18 protein-coding genes and 1 riboswitch are annotated in these 20,539 nt (G+C 71.6%); of the genes, 8 read left to right on the forward strand and 10 right to left on the reverse strand.

What is annotated here, in order from left to right:
- The first annotated feature begins 94 nt into the window (after positions 1–94).
- Positions 95–2,422, forward strand: coding sequence for an ATP/GTP-binding protein (locus ACIBBD_RS26790; RefSeq protein WP_399422115.1), 2,328 nt, complete (start codon positions 95–97; stop codon positions 2,420–2,422).
- Between the two features lie 103 nt (positions 2,423–2,525).
- Here ACIBBD_RS26790 and groL read toward each other — a convergent pair whose 3' ends face one another.
- The 4 genes from groL to thrC all read right to left on the reverse strand — a co-directional run bounded on the left by groL (position 2,526) and on the right by thrC (position 6,771).
- Positions 2,526–4,148: a chaperonin GroEL gene (gene groL / locus ACIBBD_RS26795; protein WP_399422116.1), complete on the reverse strand. Its 1,623-nt coding sequence runs from the start codon at positions 4,146–4,148 to the stop codon at positions 2,526–2,528.
- A 393-nt stretch (positions 4,149–4,541) separates the two neighbouring features.
- Positions 4,542–4,745, reverse strand: a complete 204-nt coding sequence (locus ACIBBD_RS26800) for a cold-shock protein (protein WP_004986573.1) — start codon at positions 4,743–4,745, stop codon at positions 4,542–4,544.
- Between the two features lie 452 nt (positions 4,746–5,197).
- Positions 5,198–5,473 (reverse strand): MoaD/ThiS family protein, encoded by a 276-nt coding sequence (locus ACIBBD_RS26805; RefSeq protein ID WP_399422118.1) that lies wholly within the window; start codon positions 5,471–5,473, stop codon positions 5,198–5,200.
- Complete coding sequence (gene thrC / locus ACIBBD_RS26810) at positions 5,470–6,771, reverse strand: threonine synthase (RefSeq protein ID WP_399422119.1); 1,302 nt, start codon at positions 6,769–6,771, stop codon at positions 5,470–5,472. Before thrC ends, ACIBBD_RS26805 begins: the two co-directional genes overlap by 4 nt.
- A gap of 18 nt (positions 6,772–6,789) precedes the next feature.
- Positions 6,790–6,946: riboswitch (SAM riboswitch) on the reverse strand.
- 169 nt (positions 6,947–7,115) lie between these two features.
- On the opposite strand from thrC, the gene ACIBBD_RS26815 reads away from it, so the two are divergent.
- Together ACIBBD_RS26815 and ACIBBD_RS26820 are read left to right on the forward strand one after the other, a co-directional pair.
- Positions 7,116–8,060 carry a glucosyl-3-phosphoglycerate synthase gene (locus ACIBBD_RS26815; RefSeq protein ID WP_399422120.1) on the forward strand — a complete coding sequence of 315 codons (945 nt, stop codon included), beginning with the start codon at positions 7,116–7,118 and terminating at the stop codon, positions 8,058–8,060.
- Between the two features lie 94 nt (positions 8,061–8,154).
- The gene (locus tag ACIBBD_RS26820; RefSeq protein WP_399422122.1) at positions 8,155–9,582 is read left to right on the forward strand and encodes a trehalose-6-phosphate synthase; all 1,428 of its coding nucleotides are present in this window, start codon (positions 8,155–8,157) and stop codon (positions 9,580–9,582) included.
- On the opposite strand, the gene otsB is transcribed toward ACIBBD_RS26820, so the two are convergent.
- The 3 genes from otsB to ACIBBD_RS26835 all read right to left on the reverse strand — a co-directional run bounded on the left by otsB (position 9,570) and on the right by ACIBBD_RS26835 (position 12,158).
- Entirely contained in the window at positions 9,570–10,430 is an 861-nt protein-coding gene (otsB, locus tag ACIBBD_RS26825; RefSeq protein ID WP_399422124.1) for a trehalose-phosphatase, read from the reverse strand. The two genes, ACIBBD_RS26820 and otsB, sit on opposite strands and share 13 nt — an antisense overlap.
- A gap of 205 nt (positions 10,431–10,635) precedes the next feature.
- On the reverse strand, positions 10,636–10,875 hold the full coding sequence (locus ACIBBD_RS26830; RefSeq protein WP_399422125.1) for a DUF3263 domain-containing protein: 240 nt from the start codon (positions 10,873–10,875) through the stop codon (positions 10,636–10,638).
- Positions 10,876–10,934: 59 nt separating this feature from the next.
- Complete coding sequence (locus ACIBBD_RS26835) at positions 10,935–12,158, reverse strand: extracellular solute-binding protein (RefSeq protein WP_399422240.1); 1,224 nt, start codon at positions 12,156–12,158, stop codon at positions 10,935–10,937.
- A 218-nt stretch (positions 12,159–12,376) separates the two neighbouring features.
- Here ACIBBD_RS26835 and ACIBBD_RS26840 point away from each other — a divergent pair, with 218 nt between their 5' ends.
- The 3 genes from ACIBBD_RS26840 (at position 12,377) to ACIBBD_RS26850 (ending at position 15,650) form a co-directional block, all read left to right on the forward strand.
- The gene (locus ACIBBD_RS26840; protein ID WP_399422126.1) at positions 12,377–13,321 is read left to right on the forward strand and encodes an ROK family protein; all 945 of its coding nucleotides are present in this window, start codon (positions 12,377–12,379) and stop codon (positions 13,319–13,321) included.
- Between the two features lie 122 nt (positions 13,322–13,443).
- Positions 13,444–14,553: an N-acetylglucosamine-6-phosphate deacetylase gene (nagA, locus tag ACIBBD_RS26845; protein ID WP_399422241.1), complete on the forward strand. Its 1,110-nt coding sequence runs from the start codon at positions 13,444–13,446 to the stop codon at positions 14,551–14,553.
- A gap of 176 nt (positions 14,554–14,729) precedes the next feature.
- A complete protein-coding gene (locus ACIBBD_RS26850) occupies positions 14,730–15,650 on the forward strand; it encodes a 1-phosphofructokinase family hexose kinase (RefSeq protein WP_399422127.1) in 921 nt (306 codons plus the stop codon).
- Between the two features lie 12 nt (positions 15,651–15,662).
- On the opposite strand, the gene ACIBBD_RS26855 is transcribed toward ACIBBD_RS26850, so the two are convergent.
- Both ACIBBD_RS26855 and cdgB read right to left on the reverse strand, forming a co-directional pair.
- On the reverse strand, positions 15,663–16,613 hold the full coding sequence (locus tag ACIBBD_RS26855; RefSeq protein ID WP_399422128.1) for a carbohydrate-binding protein: 951 nt from the start codon (positions 16,611–16,613) through the stop codon (positions 15,663–15,665).
- Positions 16,614–16,756: 143 nt separating this feature from the next.
- Positions 16,757–18,424 carry a diguanylate cyclase CdgB gene (gene cdgB / locus ACIBBD_RS26860; RefSeq protein ID WP_399422129.1) on the reverse strand — a complete coding sequence of 556 codons (1,668 nt, stop codon included), beginning with the start codon at positions 18,422–18,424 and terminating at the stop codon, positions 16,757–16,759.
- A 381-nt stretch (positions 18,425–18,805) separates the two neighbouring features.
- On the opposite strand from cdgB, the gene ACIBBD_RS26865 reads away from it, so the two are divergent.
- Both ACIBBD_RS26865 and ACIBBD_RS26870 read left to right on the forward strand, forming a co-directional pair.
- A complete protein-coding gene (locus ACIBBD_RS26865) occupies positions 18,806–19,393 on the forward strand; it encodes a flavin reductase family protein (RefSeq protein ID WP_399422130.1) in 588 nt (195 codons plus the stop codon).
- 80 nt (positions 19,394–19,473) lie between these two features.
- On the forward strand, positions 19,474–19,953 hold the full coding sequence (locus ACIBBD_RS26870; protein ID WP_399422131.1) for a GNAT family N-acetyltransferase: 480 nt from the start codon (positions 19,474–19,476) through the stop codon (positions 19,951–19,953).
- 166 nt (positions 19,954–20,119) lie between these two features.
- Here ACIBBD_RS26870 and ACIBBD_RS26875 read toward each other — a convergent pair whose 3' ends face one another.
- Positions 20,120–20,488 carry a hypothetical protein gene (locus ACIBBD_RS26875; RefSeq protein ID WP_399422132.1) on the reverse strand — a complete coding sequence of 123 codons (369 nt, stop codon included), beginning with the start codon at positions 20,486–20,488 and terminating at the stop codon, positions 20,120–20,122.
- Positions 20,489–20,539: the final 51 nt, after the last annotated feature.

Genomic DNA, 20,539 nt, shown 5'->3' on the forward strand with positions numbered 1-20,539 from the left:
TGCCGTTCACAGTGGCAGCACCGCCGGTGTTGCCGTTCGAAGCGGCAACACCTCTTTGCCCACAGCGGGGTTGGGGCGCCGCGATACTGGCCGAATGCATCACGCACAGGGATCAGCCGGCCGGGTGGCGGTCGTGGCCACACCGGCTCGCTCCGGCCGTCTGGAGCCGCTGAAGGACGACCTGACGCCCGAGAAGCGGGCACTGGCGGAGGACCTCCGCCGGGTCTTCCTCACCCTGGGGATCAGCGTCCGGCGTTACGCCGCCCGCCGGCACCTCGACGCGAGTACGGTCACCCGCTATCTCAGCGGCCGGGTGCCGCCGTGGGACTTCGTCGCCCGCCTCGTCGCGGACGTGCAGGAAGCCCAGGCGCCCCTCACGCCCGAGGCGGAGGCCGGCCTGCGGGAGCTGCACCGGGCGGCGCAGAGGTCCCACCAGCCCAGCAGCGAGATGCAGCAGCTCCAGGACAGGCTGGCCGAGGCCGACGAGGAGGTGCGGCGCATCACGACCCGGGAGCAGGCCCTGGCGGAGACGCTGCTCGACCGGGAGGGCCGCCTGGCACAGGTGCGCGGCTGGTGCCGGAACCTGGAGACGCAGATCGAGGAGCAGCGGCTCACCCATCACGCCGACGTGGAGCTGTGGCGCGGTGAGCAGGTACGGCTCGAAGAAGAGTGCGGTGACCTGCAGGACCAGGTCATCTACCTCCAGGAGGCGCTGGCGGTCACCCGCGCCGAGCTGATCGCCGCCGAGGACCGCTGCCACCGGCTGGAGGTGCGCCTCGACACCCTCGAGGAGCTGAGCGCGAGCGGTTCGGAGGACGGCGAGGTCCCGTCCCTCATGGCGATGCTGGAGGAGGCGGACCGCAGGTCCTCGGTGCCCGAACTGGTACGGGCCGTGGGCGACCTGGAACTGCGTACCCGGCAGGCCATGGCGAGCGAGCTGGTGAGACAGGCCAGCCAGTCGCGGACCGTCGAGGAAGTGGCCGGTCTCCTGGCCGGGCTGCGGCAGGCGGGGTTCGACGCCCATGCCGAGACCGCCCTGCCGGCCATGGTCGTGGCGCGCTCCGTCGACGACACCAGCGCCCTGGCCCGGGAGCTGATGCGCGAGGGTCTGGAGGAGTACGTGCTGATCCTGGTGCAGGCCTCGGTGCAGTTCCACGATCCGCGGGACGTGGCCGCCCTGGCGTCCGCCCTGGACCTGGCCGGTCTGCCCGACCACGCGCGAAGCCTCCTGGCGGCCGTGGCCGTGATCCGCCCGGTGGCCGACGTGGTGTCGATGACCGCGCTGCTGTCGGACACGGAACTCGACGTCGTCGTCGTCGCGGCCGTGTCCGCCGCCGCCGCCCAGCGCCCGGTCGCCGACCTGGTGACGCTCAGCGTCGCGCTGCGCGAGGCGTGCCTGGACCGGCACGCCGACGCCCTCCAGCTGACCGCCGCCGCCGACCGGACCGCCTCGGACGTGGCGGAGTTCATCCGCTCCCTGCTCCTGTACGGCCTGGACCGGGACGCCGAGACCGTCTTCGACACCACGCAGAACCGCAGCGTCGGCCATCTGATCCCCCTCGTCCACGCCCTCCGGGACGGCCGCGAACGCTCCGTGCTGTCACGCGCCGCCGCCTCCCGACCGGGCGAGGACATCGCGGTCCTGATCAGCGAGCTGTACATCACCGGACGCCATCAACTGGCGACGGAGCTGCTGGTCCTGACCGTGCACACCAGGCCCGCCGCGCAGATCCGGGAGCTGGTCGGGACGCTGGAGGGCATGACGCCCGGCGCGGAGGCCGTCCTGCGGGCCACGGCCAGGACACTCACCCCGGAGGACGCCGCCTGGCTCCTCACCTGCCTGGAGGGCTACGGCCTCCACGCCCAGGCCGAGACCGTCTTCCGCTGCACCGTCCACGACGAACTGGTCGGACACGCGGGCCTCTTCCTCACGGCGCTCGCGCGGACGGACTCTCGCTGGGCCCGCCAGGACGCCCTGTGCGAGTACGCCGCCGACATGGCCGTGGCCACCCTCGCGCCCCTGCTGCTGGCCCTCGAGTCGGCCTCACTCACCGGGCATCTGGACGCGGTCGTCCGACGGTGCTGTGTCGCCTGCCCGGTGCTCGACATCACGTTGCTGGCGAAGAGGTTCGACGCCGAGAGCGCCCTCGCCCTGCGGGCCGACAGCGTGATGCGACGCGTCCTGCACCACGTCGTACGCGCTCGTTCCCTCCCCGATCTCGCCGCGCTGGTCGGCGCTCTCCAGTCGGCCGGGCTGCACCGGTACGCCGAGCGGCTCACGTCCCAGGCGCTGGAGGCGTACGGACGGCGTTTCCGGGAGCGGCTGACGATGGAACAGACCAAGCACGAGCAGAAGGTCATGTCCAAGGCGTTCTGGACGCCCCTGCCGGACCGCCCGCGCGGGCGTGGCCGCCACGCGTGAGGTGCGGCGCGGCGGGCCGGACACGCCCGAGGGCGGCACCCCCTGTCTGCGGGAGGTGCCGCCCTCGGTCGCGTTCAGCGATGACCGCCGATCCCCGGGAGGATCAGAAGTCCATGTCACCGCCCGGCATGCCGCCGCCGGCCGGGGCCGCGGACTTCTCCGGCTTGTCGGCGATGACGGCCTCGGTGGTGAGGAACAGCGCGGCGATCGACGCGGCGTTCTGCAGCGCGGAGCGCGTCACCTTCGCCGGGTCGATGATGCCCTCGGCGACCAGGTCGACGTACTCGCCGGTCGCGGCGTTCAGGCCGTGGCCCGGGGTCAGGTTGCGCACCTTCTCCACCACGACGCCGCCCTCGAGGCCGGCGTTGACCGCGATCTGCTTCAGCGGGGCCTCGAGCGCCAGCTTGACGGCGGCGGCACCGGTGGCCTCGTCGCCCTCCAGCTCCAGCTTCTCGAAGACCTGGGAGGCCTGCAGCAGGGCCACGCCACCACCGGCGACGATGCCCTCCTCGACGGCCGCCTTCGCGTTGCGGACGGCGTCCTCGATGCGGTGCTTGCGCTCCTTGAGCTCGACCTCGGTGGCGGCACCGGCCTTGATGACGGCCACGCCGCCCGCGAGCTTGGCCAGGCGCTCCTGGAGCTTCTCGCGGTCGTAGTCGGAGTCGCTGTTCTCGATCTCGGCGCGGATCTGGTTGACGCGGCCCGCGACCTGGTCGGAGGAGCCGGCGCCGTCGACGATGGTGGTCTCGTCCTTGGTGATCACGACCTTGCGGGCCTTGCCCAGCAGGTCGAGGGTCGTGTTCTCGAGCTTGAGACCGACCTCCTCGGAGATGACCTCGCCGCCGGTGAGGATGGCGATGTCGTTCAGCATGGCCTTGCGGCGGTCGCCGAAGCCCGGGGCCTTGACGGCGACGGACTTGAAGGTGCCGCGGATCTTGTTGACCACCAGGGTCGACAGGGCCTCGCCCTCGACGTCCTCGGCGATGATCAGCAGCGGCTTGCCCGACTGCATGACCTTCTCCAGGAGCGGGAGCAGGTCCTTGACGTTGGAGATCTTGGAGTTCGCGATCAGGATGTACGGGTCGTCGAGGACGGCCTCCATACGCTCCATGTCGGTGGCGAAGTACGCCGAGATGTAGCCCTTGTCGAAGCGCATACCCTCGGTGAGCTCCAGCTCCAGACCGAAGGTCTGGGACTCCTCGACGGTGATGACGCCTTCCTTGCCGACCTTGTCCATGGCCTCGGCGATGAGCTCGCCGATCTGGGTGTCGGCGGCGGAGATGGAGGCCGTGGAGGCGATCTGCTCCTTGGTCTCGACGTCCTTCGCCTGCTCCAGCAGGGCGGCGGAGACGGCCTCGACGGCCTTCTCGATACCGCGCTTCAGGGCCATCGGGTTGGCGCCGGCGGCTACGTTGCGCAGACCCTCGCGGACCAGCGCCTGGGCGAGAACGGTCGCGGTGGTCGTACCGTCACCGGCGACGTCGTCCGTCTTCTTGGCGACTTCCTTGACCAGCTCGGCGCCGATCTTCTCGTACGGGTCCTCGAGCTCGATCTCCTTGGCGATGGAGACACCGTCGTTGGTGATCGTGGGGGCGCCCCACTTCTTCTCGAGGACGACGTTGCGGCCCTTGGGGCCGAGGGTCACCTTGACGGCGTCCGCGAGCTGGTTCATGCCGCGCTCGAGGCCGCGCCGCGCCTCCTCGTCGAACGCGATGATCTTGGCCATGTGAAGTGGTCCCTCCAGGACTGGGGGTGATTCCTTCGGACCGCGCCCGCGCCCGCGACGGACGGCTCCCGACCGGTGGTTCCTTGCCCCACCCGGCCTGCGAGCCTCACCGACCCGGTCCTTCGTTGTCACTCTCACCTTCAGAGTGCTAACGCCAATGATTAGCACTCGCCCCTGCCGAGTGCAAGCGGCTCGGGGGAAGCCGGGCGGTGCTCAGCCGCCCGCGAACACCCCTGGGGGAACGGGCCGCCGCCACCGAGCCCCGCCGGATCACACCCGGCCGGCGCCCCGGAGCCGCAGCCCAGGCGGCACCGGGGCGGCCGACGGTGCGCACCCGGACAGCACGAAGGGCCCGCATCCCCGTCGGGACGCGGGCCCATTCGTTGAAAATGTTCAGGCGGTGACGCGAACCATGTCGGCCTGCGGGCCCTTCTGACCCTGCGAGATCTCGAACTCGACCCGCTGGCCCTCTTCCAGGGTGCGGTAGCCGTCCATCTGAATCGCGCTGTAGTGGACGAAGACGTCCGCACCACCGTCGACCGCGATGAAGCCGTACCCCTTCTCCGCGTTGAACCACTTGACGGTGCCCTGAGCCATGCCTAACTCCCCTATTACTGGCCCTTGCACAGATCCACACTTCGCGGACCCGGGTCAGACCTCACCCCCCAGTTGGTTGGGGGCGTGCGCCGGAACGCGTCGACCGCGGCCGAATGTATCTGTCCAACTGCCGTCTGCAACAGGTCAATCGGACGAGAATTCTGGACGCGCACGGTCCGGAAAGTGGCGAGAATTCGCCAGAATTCAGGGCAAGTCGGGCCCCACAAAGCACACAAAAGCCTCAAAAGAGATGCACACTTTGGCTACTTCTCGTCGGGCTTGCGGCAGAAATCAAAGGTTCCGGATCAGTGGATCGGGACCGGGTTCCCCAACTGTACCGCGCTCAACCACACTGAATTGCCCCCTCCGCTTCTCTCACGGAGGGGGCAATTCGATGAACGCTCGGTAATCGCTATTACCGACGGTTACTACCGGTGGGTACGGAACGGGAATCAGCCGCCGGCGACGGCCGGGATGATCGAAACGCCGGCGCCGTCCGGGGTCACCGTCTCCAGCCCCTGCTCGAAGCGGACGTCGTCGTCGTTGACGTACACGTTGACGAACCGGCGGAGCTTGCCCTGGTCGTCCAGCACGCGTGCGGCGATGCCCGTGTGGTTCTTCTCCAGATCGGCGATGACCTCGGCGAGGGTCGCGCCCTCCGCCTGGACCTCGGCCTGGCCGCCCGTGTAGGTGCGGAGGATGGTGGGGATGCGGACGGTGACGCTCATGATGCGAGGCCAGCCTCTCGGAAGGAGTCGAGGTTCGGGCGGATGGTCGCGGTCAGGCCGGTGCCGGCCACCGCGTCCAGGGTCTTCAGGCCGTCACCCGTATTGAGGACGACCGTCGTCTTGGTCGGGTCGAGGAGACCGTTCTCGATCAGCTTGCGGGTCACACCGACCGTCACGCCACCCGCCGTCTCGGCGAAAATGCCCTCGGTCCGGGCGAGCAGCTTGATCGCGTCCACGACCTGCTCGTCGTTCACGTCCTCCACCGCGCCGCCCGTGCGGCGCGCGATGTCGAGGACGTAGGGACCGTCGGCCGGGTTGCCGATGGCGAGGGACTTGGCGATGGTGTTCGGCTTCTGCGGGCGGACGACGTCGTGGCCGGCCTTGAAGGCGACGGACACCGGCGAGCAGCCCTCGGCCTGCGCACCGAAGATCTTGTACGGCTTGTCCTCGACGAGCCCGAGCCGGATCAGCTCCTGCAGACCCTTGTCGATCTTCGTGAGCTGCGAGCCGGAGGCGATCGGCACGACGAGCTGGTCCGGCAACCGCCAGCCGAGCTGCTCGCAGATCTCGTACGCCAGCGTCTTGGAGCCCTCGGCGTAGTACGGCCGCAGGTTCACGTTGACGAAGCCCCAGCCCTCGCCCGCCGGGTCGCCGATGAGTTCGGAGCAGAAGCGGTTGACGTCGTCGTAGTTGCCCTCGATGCCGACGAGCTCGCCGCCGTAGATCGCCGCCATGACGACCTTGCCCTGCTCCAGGTCGTGCGGGATGAACACGCAGGAGCGGAAGCCGGCGCGGGCGGCGGCGGCGCCGACGGCACCGGCGAGGTTGCCGGTGGAGGAGCAGGAGAGGGTGGTGAAGCCGAAGGCGCGGGCGGCCTCCAGGGCCTGGGCGACCACGCGGTCCTTGAAGGAGTGCGTCGGGTTGCCGGAGTCGTCCTTGACGAAGAGCCTGCCGGGGTCGACGCCCAGCTCGCGCGCGAGGTTGTCGGCCTGGACGAGCTTGGTCCAGCCCGGGTTGATGTTGGGCTTGTCCGCCACGTCGGCCGGGACGGGCAGCAGCGGCGCGTAGCGCCAGATGTTCGCGGGACCCGCCTCGATGCGCTTGCGGAGCTCCTCCGTCTCGTAGGCGGAGAAGTCGTACGCGATCTCGAGCGGGCCGAAACACTCCTCGCAGGCGAAGACCGGGCCGAGGGCCACGCGGTGGCCGCACTCACGGCAGCTCAGCGCGGCGGCCGGGCCGAGGTCGACGGGGGAGGCGGTGGTGCTGTCCGTGGTGCTTGCAACTGTCTGCGCAGCCATGTGAGGCGAGGCCCTTTCTCCTCATCTTCCTCACGACGCATCTCGCCGTGAGACGGATTTGGCACCTTCCCTAGCCGGGAGCCTCGCGAAGCGATCAACACTGATCGGTACGAGACCGGCTGGAGGGTTGCCGGGGCTTCATCGGGCCGTGTCCCTCTGCCCCTCTGGATGAGCGGTATGTGGTTGTGAACGCCGACGACCCCGGACATGCGATGGTCATCCGCGTTGTTCAAGACTGTAACCGAAGGCCAGGACAGTTGAGATAGTCGTCCGTACCGCGAGATGGATCACACGGTGACCCCTCGTGCACCTGGTGTGATCACGACAGTGAGGAGTCGCAGACCGTGCTGGAAGAAGTCGAGCGCTGGCTGGCCACCCGCTCCTGGTCCGTGACCGATCGCCCGCTCCACGGGATCCTGGCCGCCAAACGCGCGTCGGGCCGGTCGGTGTCCGTCGTGCTGCCCGCGCTGAACGAGGAGGAGACGGTCGGCGACATCGTCGCGGTCATCCGTCACGACCTCATGCAGCAGGTCCCGCTCGTCGACGAGATCGTCGTCGTCGACTCGGGGTCGACCGACCGTACGTCGGAGGTCGCGGCAGCGGCCGGGGCGCGTGTCGTCCACCGGGACGCGATCCTCCCCCGCATCCCGGCCGTGCCCGGCAAGGGCGAGGTCCTGTGGCGCTCGCTGCTGGTCACCACCGGGGACATCGTCTGTTTCGTCGACGCCGACCTGAAGGAGTTCTCCTCCGACTTCGTCTCCGGGATCGTGGGCCCGTTGCTCACCGACCCGGACGTCGACCTGGTCAAGGCCATGTACGACCGTCCGCTGGGCGGCGCGGCCGGCCAGGGCGGCCGGGTCACCGAGCTGATGGCCCGCCCGCTGCTGAACATGCACTGGCCGCAGCTGGCCGGTTTCGTGCAGCCGCTGGGTGGCGAGTACGCGGCCCGCCGCAGCCTGCTGGAACAGCTGCCCTTCCCCGTCGGCTACGGCGTGGAGCTGGGCATGCTGGTCGACGCCCTGCACCTGGTGGGGCTCGACGCGCTGGCCCAGGTGGACGTCGGGGTGCGCAAGCACCGCCACCAGGACGGGCAGGCGCTCGGCCGGATGGCGGCGGCGATCTACCGCACGGCCCAGCTGCGGCTGGCCCGCGGTCACCTCATCCGTCCCTCCCTCACCCAGTTCGAACGGGGCACGGACGGCTTCGAGCCGCGCACCTACTCGGTGGACACGGAGGAACGCCCGCCGATGGCGGAGATCGCGGAGTACGCGGCGCGCAAGGTCGCGTGACACGGCGCGGCGGGCCGTATACGGCTGGATACGCCCCGTCCGTGCGGCCCCTCCGTACGTTTGAGCGGATCGGGACCGGGCTAGGTTGAGGCGTATGGCTTTCACGGACGGTGCTGCTGCTCAGGGTGCTCAGGTGCTGGTCGCGTCCAACCGCGGCCCGGTCTCGTACACGGTCGGCGAGGACGGCTCGCTGCACGCCAGGCGGGGCGGCGGCGGGCTGGTCTCCGGCCTCTCGGCGATCGGCCCCGACGCCGGTGCCCTCTGGGTCTGCTCGGCGCTGTCCGACGGCGACCGGGAGGCGGTCCGGCGCGGGGTCGGCGAGGCGGGCGTGCGGATGCTGGACATCCCGGCGGACGTGCACGCCGACGCCTACAACGGCATCGCCAACTCCGTGCTGTGGTTCGTCCACCACCTGCTGTACCTGACCCCGCTCGAGCCGGTCTTCGACGCGGAGTTCCGGCGCCAGTGGGCCTCGTACGAGACGTACAACCGCGCCTTCGCCGAGGCGTTGGCGCAGGAGGCGGCCGAGGGCGCGGCGGTGCTGGTGCAGGACTACCACCTGTGTCTCGTGCCCGGCATGCTCCGCGAGCTGCGTCCGGACCTGCGCATCGGCCACTTCTCGCACACGCCGTGGGCACCGGTGGACTACTTCGGCCTGCTCCCCGGCGACATCCGCAGCCAGCTGCTGCGGGGCATGCTCGGCGCGGACCGGCTGGGCTTCCTGACCCGCCGCTGGGCGGACGCGTTCACCGCGTGCTGCGAGGAGTTCACGGGCGGCCTCGGAGGCACGGAGGTCGGTGTCCACGGCCTCGGCGCCGACGCCGACTTCCTGCGCGCCCGCTCCCACGAGCCGGACGTCGAGGAACGCCTTCCGGTCCTGCGCGAGGAGATCGGCACGGCCCCCGACGGCAGCGCCCGCAGGACCATCGTCCGGGTCGACCGGACGGAGCTGTCGAAGAACATCGTGCGCGGCCTGCTGGCCTACCGGCAGCTCCTCGACGACCACCCCGAGTGGCGTGAGCGGGTCGTGCACGTCGCCTTCGCCTACCCCTCCCGCCAGGACCTCGCCGTCTACCGCGAGTACACGGCCGAGGTGCAGCGGGTGGCCGACGAGATCAACGAGCGCTACGGCACCCCCGGCTGGACCCCGGTCGTCCTGCACGTCAAGGACGACTTCGCCCGCTCCCTGGCCGCGTACCGCCTCGCCGACGTGGCCCTGGTCAACCCCATCCGGGACGGCATGAACCTCGTCGCGAAGGAGGTGCCGGTCGTCTCCGACCGGGGCTGCGCGCTGGTGCTGTCCCGGGAGGCGGGCGCCTACTGGGAACTGCGCGACGACGCGCTCGTGGTGAACCCCTACGACGTGCTGGAGACCGCCCGCGCCCTGCACGAGGCGCTGTCCATGGGGCCGGAGGAGCGGGCCGAGCGCACCAAGCGTCTGGTGGCGGCCGCGACCGCGCTGCCCCCGGCCCAGTGGTTCCTGCAGCAGTTGCGGGCGCTGAGGGAGATTCAGCCGAGCTGATCCGACAGCGTCCGCAGCAGGCGTACGACGCCGGCGGGACCGTCGACGACGAGGTCGGCGCGCTCGGCGAGCTCCGTCACCTCCGCGCTGCCGCTGGCGACGAGCAGGCCCGGGACGCCGTCGGAGCGGAGTTTCTCGACGGCGGCGAACGCGGGGAGGTCCCCGAGGTCGTCGCCGGCGTAGAGGACCGCCTCGGCGCCGGTCTCGCGCATGTGCTCCAGCAGCGCCACGCCCTTGTCCACACCGGGCGGCCGCAGTTCGAGGACCATCCGGCCCGGTTCGACGAGCAGCCCGTGGCGGGCGGCGAGGTCGGTCAGGGGCTGCCGCAGCGCCTCGAAGGCGGCCTGCGGGTCCCGTGCCTGGCGGGTGTGCACGGCGACGGCCCGCCCCTTCTCCTCCACCCAGGTCCCCTCCGGGGCACCGGCCGCGTCCAGCACCGCCGGCAGTTCGGCGCGGGCGGCGGCGACACCGGGGTGCGGGGCGGGGGCGCTGACCGTGCCGGTCCGGGCGTCCCACCGCTCGGCGCCGTAGTGCCCGAGCACGGCGAGGTGCTCCAGCCCCGGCACACCGGCGAAGCCGCCGTTGCGCACGGCCACGGCGGCCGGCCGGCCCGTGATCACGGCGACGGAGGCGATCTTCGGGGCGAGGTCCGCGAGGACCGGGACGGCGTCGGGGTGCGCACGGGCGTCGTCCGGGTTCTCGACGATCGGCGCGAGGGTGCCGTCGAAGTCGAGGGCGACGAGGGTGGTGCGGGGACGGGCGAGGATCGCGCGGAGCGCGTCCCGGCCCGGTGCGGTCGTGGGGGTGGGGAGTCCGGGGTCCGTGGAGTGCGTCTCTTGCGTGCCCATGAGCTGACGATAACCGGTGCGAGGAACCGCCCCGTCCGCCCGTCCGCCCACGCGGACGAGGCCCGTTCGGGGCCGGAGCGGGAATCCGGGGGCGCGGCCCCCGGGGGACGGGAAGGGCAGGGGCGGCGGGCACGTAAGGGGAGGGGCAGCCGGCGCGGAAGGGGAGGGGCGGCGGGGCCAGGACCCGGCCGGCCCCGCCCGGCCCTCAGCGCTCCGACCGGCGGGCCTCCCGCACCCGGCGCAGCCGGTTCACCGTCACCGGGTCGTGGGCCAGCGCCCTGGGGTCGTCCAGGAGGGCGTTCAGCAGCTGGTAGTAGCGGACCGGGGACAGGTCCAGTTCCTCGCGGATCGCCCGCTCCTTCGCCCCGGGCCCGGAGAACCCGCGCCGCTCCAGGGCGAGGATGTCCCGCTCCCTCGCCCCCAGTTCCGCCTCTGGCCGCTCCATGCCCCGCACCGTAACCCACGGCGTGACCGGCGGGGTGACCCGAGGCGCGCCCCGACGGTTCATCCGGCGGAGCCGCTCTCCGCGGTCATCGCCGTGGCCTGGAGCTGGCCGAGGACGCCGGACGGGCTGCCGTCGGCGGTCACGGCCTGGCCGATCCGCTTCTTGATCTCCGCGCTGACCGTCGCCCAGGAGGTGCGCCCCACCGGATACAGCTCGGACACCGGCAGCTCCTCCAGGAACGGCCGCAGGTCCGCGTCCTCCGGGGCCGTGCTCATGGCCTGGGACGCGGAGGTGGTGACCGGCAGCAGGTCGTACTCGCGGGAGAAGGCGAGGACGTTCTCCTCGCTGTAGACGAAGTTCAGGAACTCCTTGATCTGCTCGGCGTGCCCGTTCTGCTTGAAGGCGGTCATCCAGTCGGCGACGCCCATGGAGACCTTGGTGGGGCCGTCGAGGCCGGGCATCGGCACCATGCCGAACTTCACGCCCTTCTTCTCGGCCATCTTCATCAGCGAGGGGTGCCCGTTGAGCATGCCGACCTGCCCGGCGGCGAACGCCGCGAACGCGTCGGCCCGGTTGAGCTTGCCCGGCGCGACCGGCCCGGTCAGGCCCTTGCCGACCAGCTCGTTCTTCAGCCAGGAGAAGGTCTCGACGTTCTCGGTGGAGTCGAGGCTGTAGCCGGTGGCGGTCGCGGTGTAGCCGCCCCCGCCGCTGAGCAGCCACTGCATGGTCTCGGCCTGCGCCTCCTCGGGCCCGAGGGGCAGCGCGTACGGGTACTTCACGCCCTCGTCCTTGAGCGCCTCGGCGTCCTCGGCGAGCTCGGCCCAGGTGGTGGGCGGGGTGATGCCGGCCTTGTCGAAGAGGGTCTTGTTGTAGAACAGCAGCCGCGTCGAGGAGGCGAACGGCATGCCGTACTGCACCCCGCGCACCTCGCCCGCGTCGGCGAGCTGCGGCACGAAGTCGGCCTGGACGGGGATGGAGAGCACGTCGCCCGCCTTGTAGAGCAGGTCCTCGGCGGCGTAGTCGGCGTACGCGCCGATCTGCGCCATGTCGGGCGCCTCGCCCGCGTCGACCATCTCCTTGACCTCGCGGTCGACGTCGTTCCAGGAGTGGACGGTGACCTCGACGGTGACGCCGGGGTGCTCCTTCTCGTACGCCTCGACCAGCGCGTCCCAGTACTTCTCGGAGCTGTTGGCGCTGCTGTCGCCGTAGTCGGCCGCGACGAGCCGGAGGGTGACGTCGTCGGAGCCTCCGGTGACTCCGCATCCGGCGAGGACCGCCGTCATGCCCAGGGCGGAGACCGCCGCGATGGTTCCTGACCTGACTGCCCGCCGCTGCACTGCGTTTCTCCCGCTCCCCTGAGGGCCATACGCCACTGAAGGCCGTAAGCCACTGAACGCCCGACCGATGATTGCTCCGACCAATTAAACCGCTATTCGAACTGAGGTCTAATCCAGGCAAGTGGACTAGACCTCTTGAGGGTACTCGGTCCACACTGTCCCCCGTGAGACATGTCATCGCCCTCGACGTGGGCGGCACCGGGATGAAGGCCGCTCTGGTCGGGGCGGACGGCGCCCTGCTGCACCGGGCCCGCCGGGCCACCGGACGCGAGCACGGCCCCGACGCGGTCGTCGCCGGCGTCCTCGACTTCGCCGCGGAACTGCACGCCCACGGCGCCGAGCATCTCGGCGAGCCCGCGGCCGCCGCCGGTGTCGCCGTCCCCGGCCTCGTCGACGAGGCCCGCGGCGTCGCCGTCTACGCGGCCAACCTGGGCTGGCGCGACGTCCCCCTGCGCGAGCTGCTCCGGACCAAGCTGGGCATCCCGGTCGCCCTCGGCCACGACGTGCGCACCGGCGGCCTCGCGGAGGGCCGCGTCGGCGCGGGCCGGGGCGCCGACCGCTTCCTGTTCGTGGCGCTGGGCACCGGCATAGCGGGCGCGATCGGCGTCGAGGGCCGGGTGGAGGCGGGCGCGCACGGCTTCGCGGGCGAGATCGGCCATGTCGTCGTACGGCCCGGCGGAACCCCCTGCCCCTGCGGGCAGCGCGGCTGTCTGGAGCGGTTCGCGTCCGCGGCGGCGGTCAGCGAGGCATGGGCGCGGGCCTGCGGCGACCCGACGGCGGACGCGGCGGACTGCGCGCGTGCCGTCACGTCCGGCGACCCGAACGCCGTCCGGGTCTGGCAGCGGGCGGTGGACGCGCTCGCGGACGGCCTGGTCACCGCGCTCACCCTGCTGGACCCGCGCACGCTCGTCATCGGTGGCGGGCTCGCCGAGGCGGGGGAAACCTTGTTCACACCGCTGCGGGACGCGGTCCGCCGGCGGATCACCTTCCAGACACCGCCGGAGATCGTCCCCGCGGCCCTCGGAGACACGGCCGGTTGCCTCGGCGCCGGCCTCCTGGCCTGGGACCTGCTCGACACCACACCTACGACGCCGGAGGAACCCACGTGACCGCAACCCCCCTCGGGGCGCGGGACGCGACATCATGCGGCTCCGCCGCGTGTGCGCGACCAGCCACACCCACCCCGCAGCCCGCGACCGGCAGGGCGCCCGTCGTCCTCTCCGGCGCCCACGTGGTTCTCCCGACCGGAACCGTCGACAACGGCCAGGTGGTCGTCGAGGGCACCCGCATCACCCGCACAGCCACGGAGAACGCCCAGGTCATCGACGTCAGCAACCACTGGCTGGTCCCCGGCTTCGTCGACCTCCACAACCACGGCGGAGGCGGAGCCTCCTTCTCCGGCCCCATGGACGACGTGCTCCGGGCCATCGACACCCACCGCCGTCACGGCACCACCACCGTCGTCGCCTCCACCGTCACCGACGACCTGGACCTGCTGGGCCGGCAGGCCGGGCTGCTGTCCGAGCTGGCCGAGCAGGGCGACCTCGCCGGGATCCACTTCGAGGGCCCGTTCATCTCCCCGTGCCGCAAGGGCGCGCACTCCGAGAAGCTGCTGCGCGACCCGGACCCGACGGACGTGCGCAAGCTGATCGACGCGGCGCGCGGGCAGGCGCGGATGGTCACGCTGGCCACGGAACTGCCCGGCGGCCTCGACTCCGTACGGCTGCTCGCCGAGCACGGGGTGATCGCGGCCGTCGGTCACACGGACGCCACCTACGAGCAGACGGTCGAGGCCATCGAGGCGGGCGCCACGGTCGCCACCCATCTCTTCAACGCGATGCCCGCCCTCGGCCACCGCGCCCCCGGCCCGATCGCCGCCCTCCTGGAGGACGAGCGGGTCACGGTCGAGCTGATCAACGACGGTGTCCATCTCCACCCGGCCGCCCTGGAACTGGCGTTCCGTCACGCGGGCCCGGGCCGGGTGGCGTTCATCACGGACGCGATGGACGCGGCCGGCACCGGCGACGGCCGCTACATGCTCGGCCCGCTCGAGGTCGAGGTCAGCGAGGGCGTGGCGCGTCTGGTGGAGGGCGGCTCGATCGCCGGTTCCACCCTCACCCTGGACCGCGCCTTCAAGCGGGCGGTGACGATCGACCGCCTCCCCGTGGAGGACGTGGTCGCGGCGCTGTCCGCCACCCCGGCCCGCCTGCTCGGGATGGACGACCGTGTGGGCTCCCTGGAGCCGGGCAAGGACGCCGACCTGGTCCTGCTGGACGAGAACTACGACCTCAAGGGCGTGATGCGGCGCGGGGAATGGGTGGTCGATCCCCAACTGGCCTGATCTGTCCGCCCGGAGAGAGACGGTGGCCGACCCGAGGGCTGGGCCGACCGCCGTCTCTTTGGCATGATCGACCCTCCGGACACCCGGAAACCCGGGAGTCCGCATCCCGGGACCACAGGATTCCGGGCACACGGAAACAGAAGGCGAACGCCGGTTGTCGGGGGAGGTCGGCCCAGGTGATCCTCACGGTCACGCTGAACACCGCTCTCGACATCACCTACCGCGTCCCGGCGCTGCGCCCGCACACCTCGCACCGGGTGACCGACGTGACGGAACGCCCCGGCGGCAAGGGGCTGAACGTGGCGCGCGTCCTGGCCGCCCTCGGCCACGAGGTCACGGTCACCGGCTTCGCGGGCGGTGCCACCGGCCGGCAGGTCCGGGACCGCCTCACCGGCGTGACCGACGCCCTGGTCCCCGTCGCCGGCGCCACCCGCCGCACGGTCGCCGTCGTGGACGAACGCACCGGCGAAACCACCCAGTTGAACGAACCGGGCCCGTTCATCACACCCGCCGAGTGGTCCGCCTTCCAGGAGGCGTACGAGGGTCTGCTGCCCGGCGCGCAGGCGGTGGCCCTGTGCGGCAGCCTGCCGCCGGGGGTGCCGGTGGGCGCGTACGCGGGCCTGGTCCGCACCGCTCGTGCCGCGGGGATACCCGTCCTGCTGGACACCAGCGGTGAGCCGCTGCGCCGGGCGGTCGCCGCCCGCCCGGACCTGATCAAGCCGAACGCCGACGAACTGGCCGAGCTGACCGGCTCCCACGAGCCGTTGCGCGCCACCCAGGACGCCCGACGGCGCGGCGCTCGCGCCGTGGTGGCGTCCCTGGGGCCGGAGGGCCTGGTGGCGGCGACCCCGGAGGGCCGCTGGCGGGCCACCCCGCCCGCCCGGTTGCGCGGCAATCCGACCGGCGCCGGCGACTCGGTCTCGGCCGGTCTGCTGTCCGGCCTGGTCGAGCGTCTCCCCTGGCCGCGGACCCTGGCCCGCGCGGTCGCCCTGTCCGCGGCGACGGTCCTGTCCCCGACGGCCGGCGAGTTCGACCGGGCCGCGTACGAGGAACTGGTGGGGAGGGTGGCGGTGACCGGGGAGGTCACCGCTGCCTGAGCGGTCCGCGGGCTAGTCCTTGACCTGGCCCTTCTTCAGCCACAGCTGGTCGAGCAGGACGTTGCACTTGTCGCCGCCCTGGCAGGAGAGGTTGATGGTGTTGGTGCCCTTGGTGAGGCTCGGCCAGGCGAAGGTGGTCGTCCAGCCCTTGGCGAAGTCGCCGTCGGCGGCCTTCGCGTAGTTCTTCATGCTCAGCTTGGACCCGAAGGTCTTGCCGTTGATCGTCAGCGTCATCGACTGGTCCTCGCCCGCCGCGCTGTAGTGCGCGAAGAGGGTGTAGGTGCCGTCCTTGGGGATGCCGTTGACGGTCCAGGTGACGGAGCTGCCGGGCTGGTTGAGGTTGGCGACGTAGATCCCGCCGTCGGCCTGCGCGCCCTGGACGTCCGAGGCCAGGGAGGCGCCGCCGTCGAGGCGCAGGGCCTTCGCGTCGATGGTCGGCAGCTCGGCCTCCTCGCTCGTGTCGCCGCCGCCGGACTCGCTGGGCGAGGCGCTCGCGGAGGCGCTGGGCGTGGTGGAGCTCTGGCCGCCGGCCGTGTCCCCGTCGTCGGTGTCGCCGTTGGCCATCGCCACGGCGATGCCGACGACGACCGCGGCGACCACCGCGACCGCGCCGATCAGCAGGCCCTTGGTGTTGGGGCCGCGACCGCGGCCGCCGCCGGGCGCCTGCTGACGGTTGCCGGTGGGCGTGCCGCCGCCCGGGAACGTCTCGGGCGCGGCGTAGTGGGTGTTGGGCTGGCCGTACACACCCTGCTGCGGAGCCGTCGGCTGCCCGTACTGCGCGGTCGGCTGCTGCGGCTGCTGTCCGTACCGGCGCTCGCCGACGGTGCGCACGCGGCTGACCGAGTTCGGGTAGCCGTAGCCGCCGGAGGGCGGCTGTGCTCCGTTGGCCTGGCCGTCGGCGTAGAGGTAGCCGAACGGGTCGTCGTCCTCGGGCGTGCTCGCGCCGTTGTTGCCGGGCGTCATCCCTTCGTACTCCTCAACAGGTGCGGGGCGGATGCGTACGTGTCTGAATACGTGTGGAGAAGAGCGAGCCTACCCGGTCCACAGGGCCCGAACGGGTGACTCGGATCGCACACGCTCGATCAACAAGTCCCTGACCTGCGGGATCAGCCCGCCCGTCTGTGTTGTTTGGGACGAGATCGTTTCTCGACGTACATCCGCTCGTCAGCGGACTTCAGGACCTCGTCGGCGGTCATCCCGCAGTGTGCCCAGCCGATGCCGAAGCTGGCGCCCACGCGCACGGCGCGGCCCTCGGCGCGGATCGGCTGGATGATCTCGTTGCGCAGCCGGACGGCGAGGTCCTGGGCGTCGGCGCGGCCGAGGCCGTCGGCGAGGATCACGAACTCGTCGCCGCCGAGCCGGGCCACGGTGTCGCCGTCGCGGACGCCGTGCGAGAGACGTCGGGCGACCTCGATGAGGACCGCGTCACCCGCGTTGTGCCCGAACCGGTCGTTGATCGACTTGAAGCCGTCCAGGTCGCAGAAGAGGACCGCGAGCCCCTTGGTGCCGTCGTCGCGGCCGCCCTCCTCGGGGGCGACGGTGTGCACGTGGTGGTCGTAGGCGTCGTACGCCTCGCCGCCGCCGGGCCGGTAGTCGAAGCCGTGGCCGTTGGCGTCGAAGGCGGGGTGGCCGTAGGCCGCGTCCATCGCGTCGACGGCGGCCGGGTGGGTGGACTGCGGGCGCTGACAGAGCCGGGAGGAGAGGCGGGAGCGCAGCTCGGCGGAGTTCGGCAGGCCGGTGAGGGAGTCGTGGGAGGCGCGGTGGGCGAGCTGGAGCTCGCGACGCTTGCGCTCTTCGATGTCCTCGACGTGGGTGAGGAGGAAGCGCGGGCCGTCGGCGGCGTCGGCGACCACGGAGTTGCGCAGGGACACCCAGACGTAGGTGCCGTCGCGGCGGCCGAGGCGGAGCTCGGCGCGTCCGCCCTCGGCGGAGGTCCGGAGCAGGGTGCCTATGTCCTCGGGGTGGACGAGGTCGGAGAAGGAGTAGCGGCGCATCGCGGAGGCGGGGCGGCCCAGCAGGCGGCACAGGGCGTCGTTGGTGCGCAGGATGCGGCCGTGCTGGTCGCCGCCCATCTCGGCGATGGCCATGCCGGAGGGGGCGTACTCGAAGGCCTGACGGAAGCTTTCCTCGCTGGCGCGCAGGGCCTGCTGCTCGCGCTCCAGGCGGACCAGGGCGCGCTGCATGTTGGCGCGCAGACGCGCGTTGCTGATCGCGATGGCGGCCTGGAAGGCGTACATCTGGAGCGCCTCGCGGCCCCAGGCGCCGGGCCGCCGGCCGTTGCGCGGCCGGTCCACGGACAGGACCCCGATCAGCTCGCCGCAGGAGCCGCCGCCGGGCGCGGCCGGGGTGTACATCGGCGCGAAGAGGCGGTCGGAGGGGTGCCACTCGTCCTCGAAGCGGGGCGCGGGCCCGTCGGTGTACCACTGCGGGACGTCGTCGTCGTCGAGGATCCAGCCCTCGGTGTGCGGTATGAAGACCAGGTCGCCCCAGTTCTCGCCCATGCTCAGGCGCCGCTCCCAGGACTCGCGGGAGCCGACCCGGCCGGTGATGAGCGCTTCGGCGGCGGGGTTGCCGGAGAAGGCGGCGACGACCAGGTCGCCGTCGGGGCGTACGAGGTTGACGCACGCCAGCTCGTAGCCGAGTGCGGTGACCACGCCGTCGGCGACGGTCTGCAGTGTGTCGGCCAGGCTGCGGGCCGTGTTCATGTCGGCCATGACCTGGTGCAGCTGTCGCAGGGACGCAAGACGGACGTAAGGCTCCGACTCGGTCTCCATGCTCGCCCTCCCCCCGAGACTTCGCAGCGAATCAAGGGTTGTCTTCGGCGTGACGTCGTTTCTCTTCGTCGTGTCTGCCGTTGTTCCGTCGTCGGATCAGAACCGGTGACTCTTCCGTCTCGGGTCTGAACCAGTGACGCCTCCGCCACTGAATCACAGCGCGCTGCCCACTCGGTACACAGGGTCAACAATTCCCCGCTCTTGTGACTCAAGTCACAGGAGAACGTGAACAATTGAGTGGTGTTTCTGCGTTTTTCCTGTGTGTTTACTGAGCGTATGGCAGCGCACACCCGAGCGTACGGGAATCCGCCCGCAGACCTACGACCGTACTCGGGCGGAGGTCCGATGCGGGGCGGCCCGCACGGACACTAGCGTGCGGGCGTGCCTCCAGACGTGCTGAAGTCCCTCCCCGCCCCCGTCACCTCCCCCGCCTCCGGGCATGCTGAGGGGGTGAGCAACGACGAGTTCCGCGCCGCGCTGTCCCGACTCGCCGGCGGTGTGGTCCTGCTGACCGCGCAGGAGCCGCCGCTGGACCCTGACGACCCGCGCGCACCGGAGGGCGAGTACGCCGGCATGACGGCCACGGCGTTCCTGTCCGTCTCCCTCGAACCGCCGCTGGTGCTGGTCAGCCTGCGCACGGGTTCCCGCATGGACGACCTGCTGGACGAGCAGCCGCTGTGGGGTGTGTCGATGCTGGCCGAGAGCCAGCGCCACATCGCCGGCCGCTTCGCGATGAAGGGCCGCCTCAGCGACCGCCTCCTGTTCGAGGACATCCCGTACACGCGCGGCGAGGCCACCGGCGCACCCCTGGTCGGCGGCGCGCTCGCCACCCTTGAGTGCCGCACCGAACAGCGGGTGGAGGCGGGCGACCACACGCTGGTGATCGGCCGCGTGCTGCGCGCCCGGGTGCCCAGCGCCGAGGGCGGCCCGCTGGTCTATTTCAAGGGCCGTTACCGGCAGTTGGGCTGAACGGACCGACAGAACCGGGTGCCGGGCAACTGAACGGGAATTCAGTGGCCCGGTATTGGTCCGCTCTCTACCGTGCCCCCATGACGACAACCGCAACGGGCACTTTCCTCAGGCTCGAAGAAATCACCGCCGCAAATATCGAGACCGCACTCGCCATTCGCGTGCGTCCCGAGCAGGAATTCGCGGTCTCCCCCGTGGTGAAGTCCCTCGCCGAGGCGTACGTCCATCCCGGTGTCGCCTGGCCGCGCCTGATCGTCGACGGCGACCGGCCCGTGGGTTTCCTGATGGCCTTCTTCGACATCGACTGGAACCTCGACGGCAGCCTCGTCCGCTCCGGCCTGTGGCGCCTGAACATCGCCGCGGGGGAACAGGGCCGCGGCTACGGCCGTTTCGCCGTCGAGTCCGTCGCCGCGGAGATCCGCCGCCGCGGCGGCAAGGAGCTGTACGTCACCTGGCACCCCGGCGAGCACGGCCCGGAGGGCTTCTACCGCGGCCTGGGCTTCCGGGACACCGGGGAGCGGAGCGAGGGGGAGACGGTGGGGGTGCTGGAACTGGGGTAGGGGCGTGGGGCCCGGCGATCGGAGCGGCTCGGCACCGGACCGGAGCCGGGACAGAGCCGGACCCGAGCCGGACAGAGCCGGACAGAGTCGGACCGAAGCCGGACAGAGGCGAGGCAGAGGCGAACCGAAGCCGCACGGAGCCGGACCGGGGTCGGTCCATGCCGCACTAGAGCAGCTCGACGTCCATCGCGGCCAGCCGGTCCGGGTCCGTCGCGATGTCGATCACGACGATCCGGTCGTGTACGACCGTGAAGGACAGCGCCCGCTCCACCCGCCCGTCGGCGAGGACGACGAGGCCGGTCGCGCCGTCGACCACAGCGGCGCGGGCGACCCGGGCGAGGTGGGCGTAGCCGCTCGCGCCGGCCGTCACCGCCGACGCGCCCGCGGTGACCCAGGCCTCGCCGCGGGCCATCACGTCCGGGTCGAGGACGTCCAGCAGCCCGTCGAGGTCTCCCTCCCGGGCGGCGGCCAGGAAGGCGTCCACGACGGCCCGCTGCCGGGCGCGGTCGGTGTCGGCTTCCTCGGCGCCGCGCACCCGGCGCCGGGCCCGGCTGGCGAGTTGCCGTACGGCGGCCGGGGTCGGTGA

Source organism: Streptomyces sp. NPDC051315, from assembly GCF_044455165.1.
In the GTDB taxonomy this organism is placed as follows: Bacteria; Actinomycetota; Actinomycetes; order Streptomycetales; family Streptomycetaceae; genus Streptomyces.

Excerpts from the sequence above, each read along its gene's own strand:
- ACIBBD_RS26790 (WP_399422115.1), top strand. The coding sequence starts at position 95 with ATGCATCACGCACAGGGATCAGCCGGCCGGGTGGCGGTCGTGGCCACA.
- groL (WP_399422116.1), bottom strand. The coding sequence starts at position 4,148 with ATGGCCAAGATCATCGCGTTCGACGAGGAGGCGCGGCGCGGCCTCGAG.
- ACIBBD_RS26800 (WP_004986573.1), bottom strand. The coding sequence starts at position 4,745 with ATGGCTCAGGGCACCGTCAAGTGGTTCAACGCGGAGAAGGGGTACGGC.
- ACIBBD_RS26805 (WP_399422118.1), bottom strand. The coding sequence starts at position 5,473 with ATGAGCGTCACCGTCCGCATCCCCACCATCCTCCGCACCTACACGGGC.
- thrC (WP_399422119.1), bottom strand. The coding sequence starts at position 6,771 with ATGGCTGCGCAGACAGTTGCAAGCACCACGGACAGCACCACCGCCTCC.
- ACIBBD_RS26820 (WP_399422122.1), top strand. The coding sequence starts at position 8,155 with ATGGCTTTCACGGACGGTGCTGCTGCTCAGGGTGCTCAGGTGCTGGTC.
- otsB (WP_399422124.1), bottom strand. The coding sequence starts at position 10,430 with ATGGGCACGCAAGAGACGCACTCCACGGACCCCGGACTCCCCACCCCC.
- ACIBBD_RS26830 (WP_399422125.1), bottom strand. The coding sequence starts at position 10,875 with ATGGAGCGGCCAGAGGCGGAACTGGGGGCGAGGGAGCGGGACATCCTC.
- ACIBBD_RS26835 (WP_399422240.1), bottom strand. The coding sequence starts at position 12,158 with ATGACGGCGGTCCTCGCCGGATGCGGAGTCACCGGAGGCTCCGACGAC.
- ACIBBD_RS26855 (WP_399422128.1), bottom strand. The coding sequence starts at position 16,613 with ATGACGCCCGGCAACAACGGCGCGAGCACGCCCGAGGACGACGACCCG.
- cdgB (WP_399422129.1), bottom strand. The coding sequence starts at position 18,424 with ATGGAGACCGAGTCGGAGCCTTACGTCCGTCTTGCGTCCCTGCGACAG.
- ACIBBD_RS26870 (WP_399422131.1), top strand. The coding sequence starts at position 19,474 with ATGACGACAACCGCAACGGGCACTTTCCTCAGGCTCGAAGAAATCACC.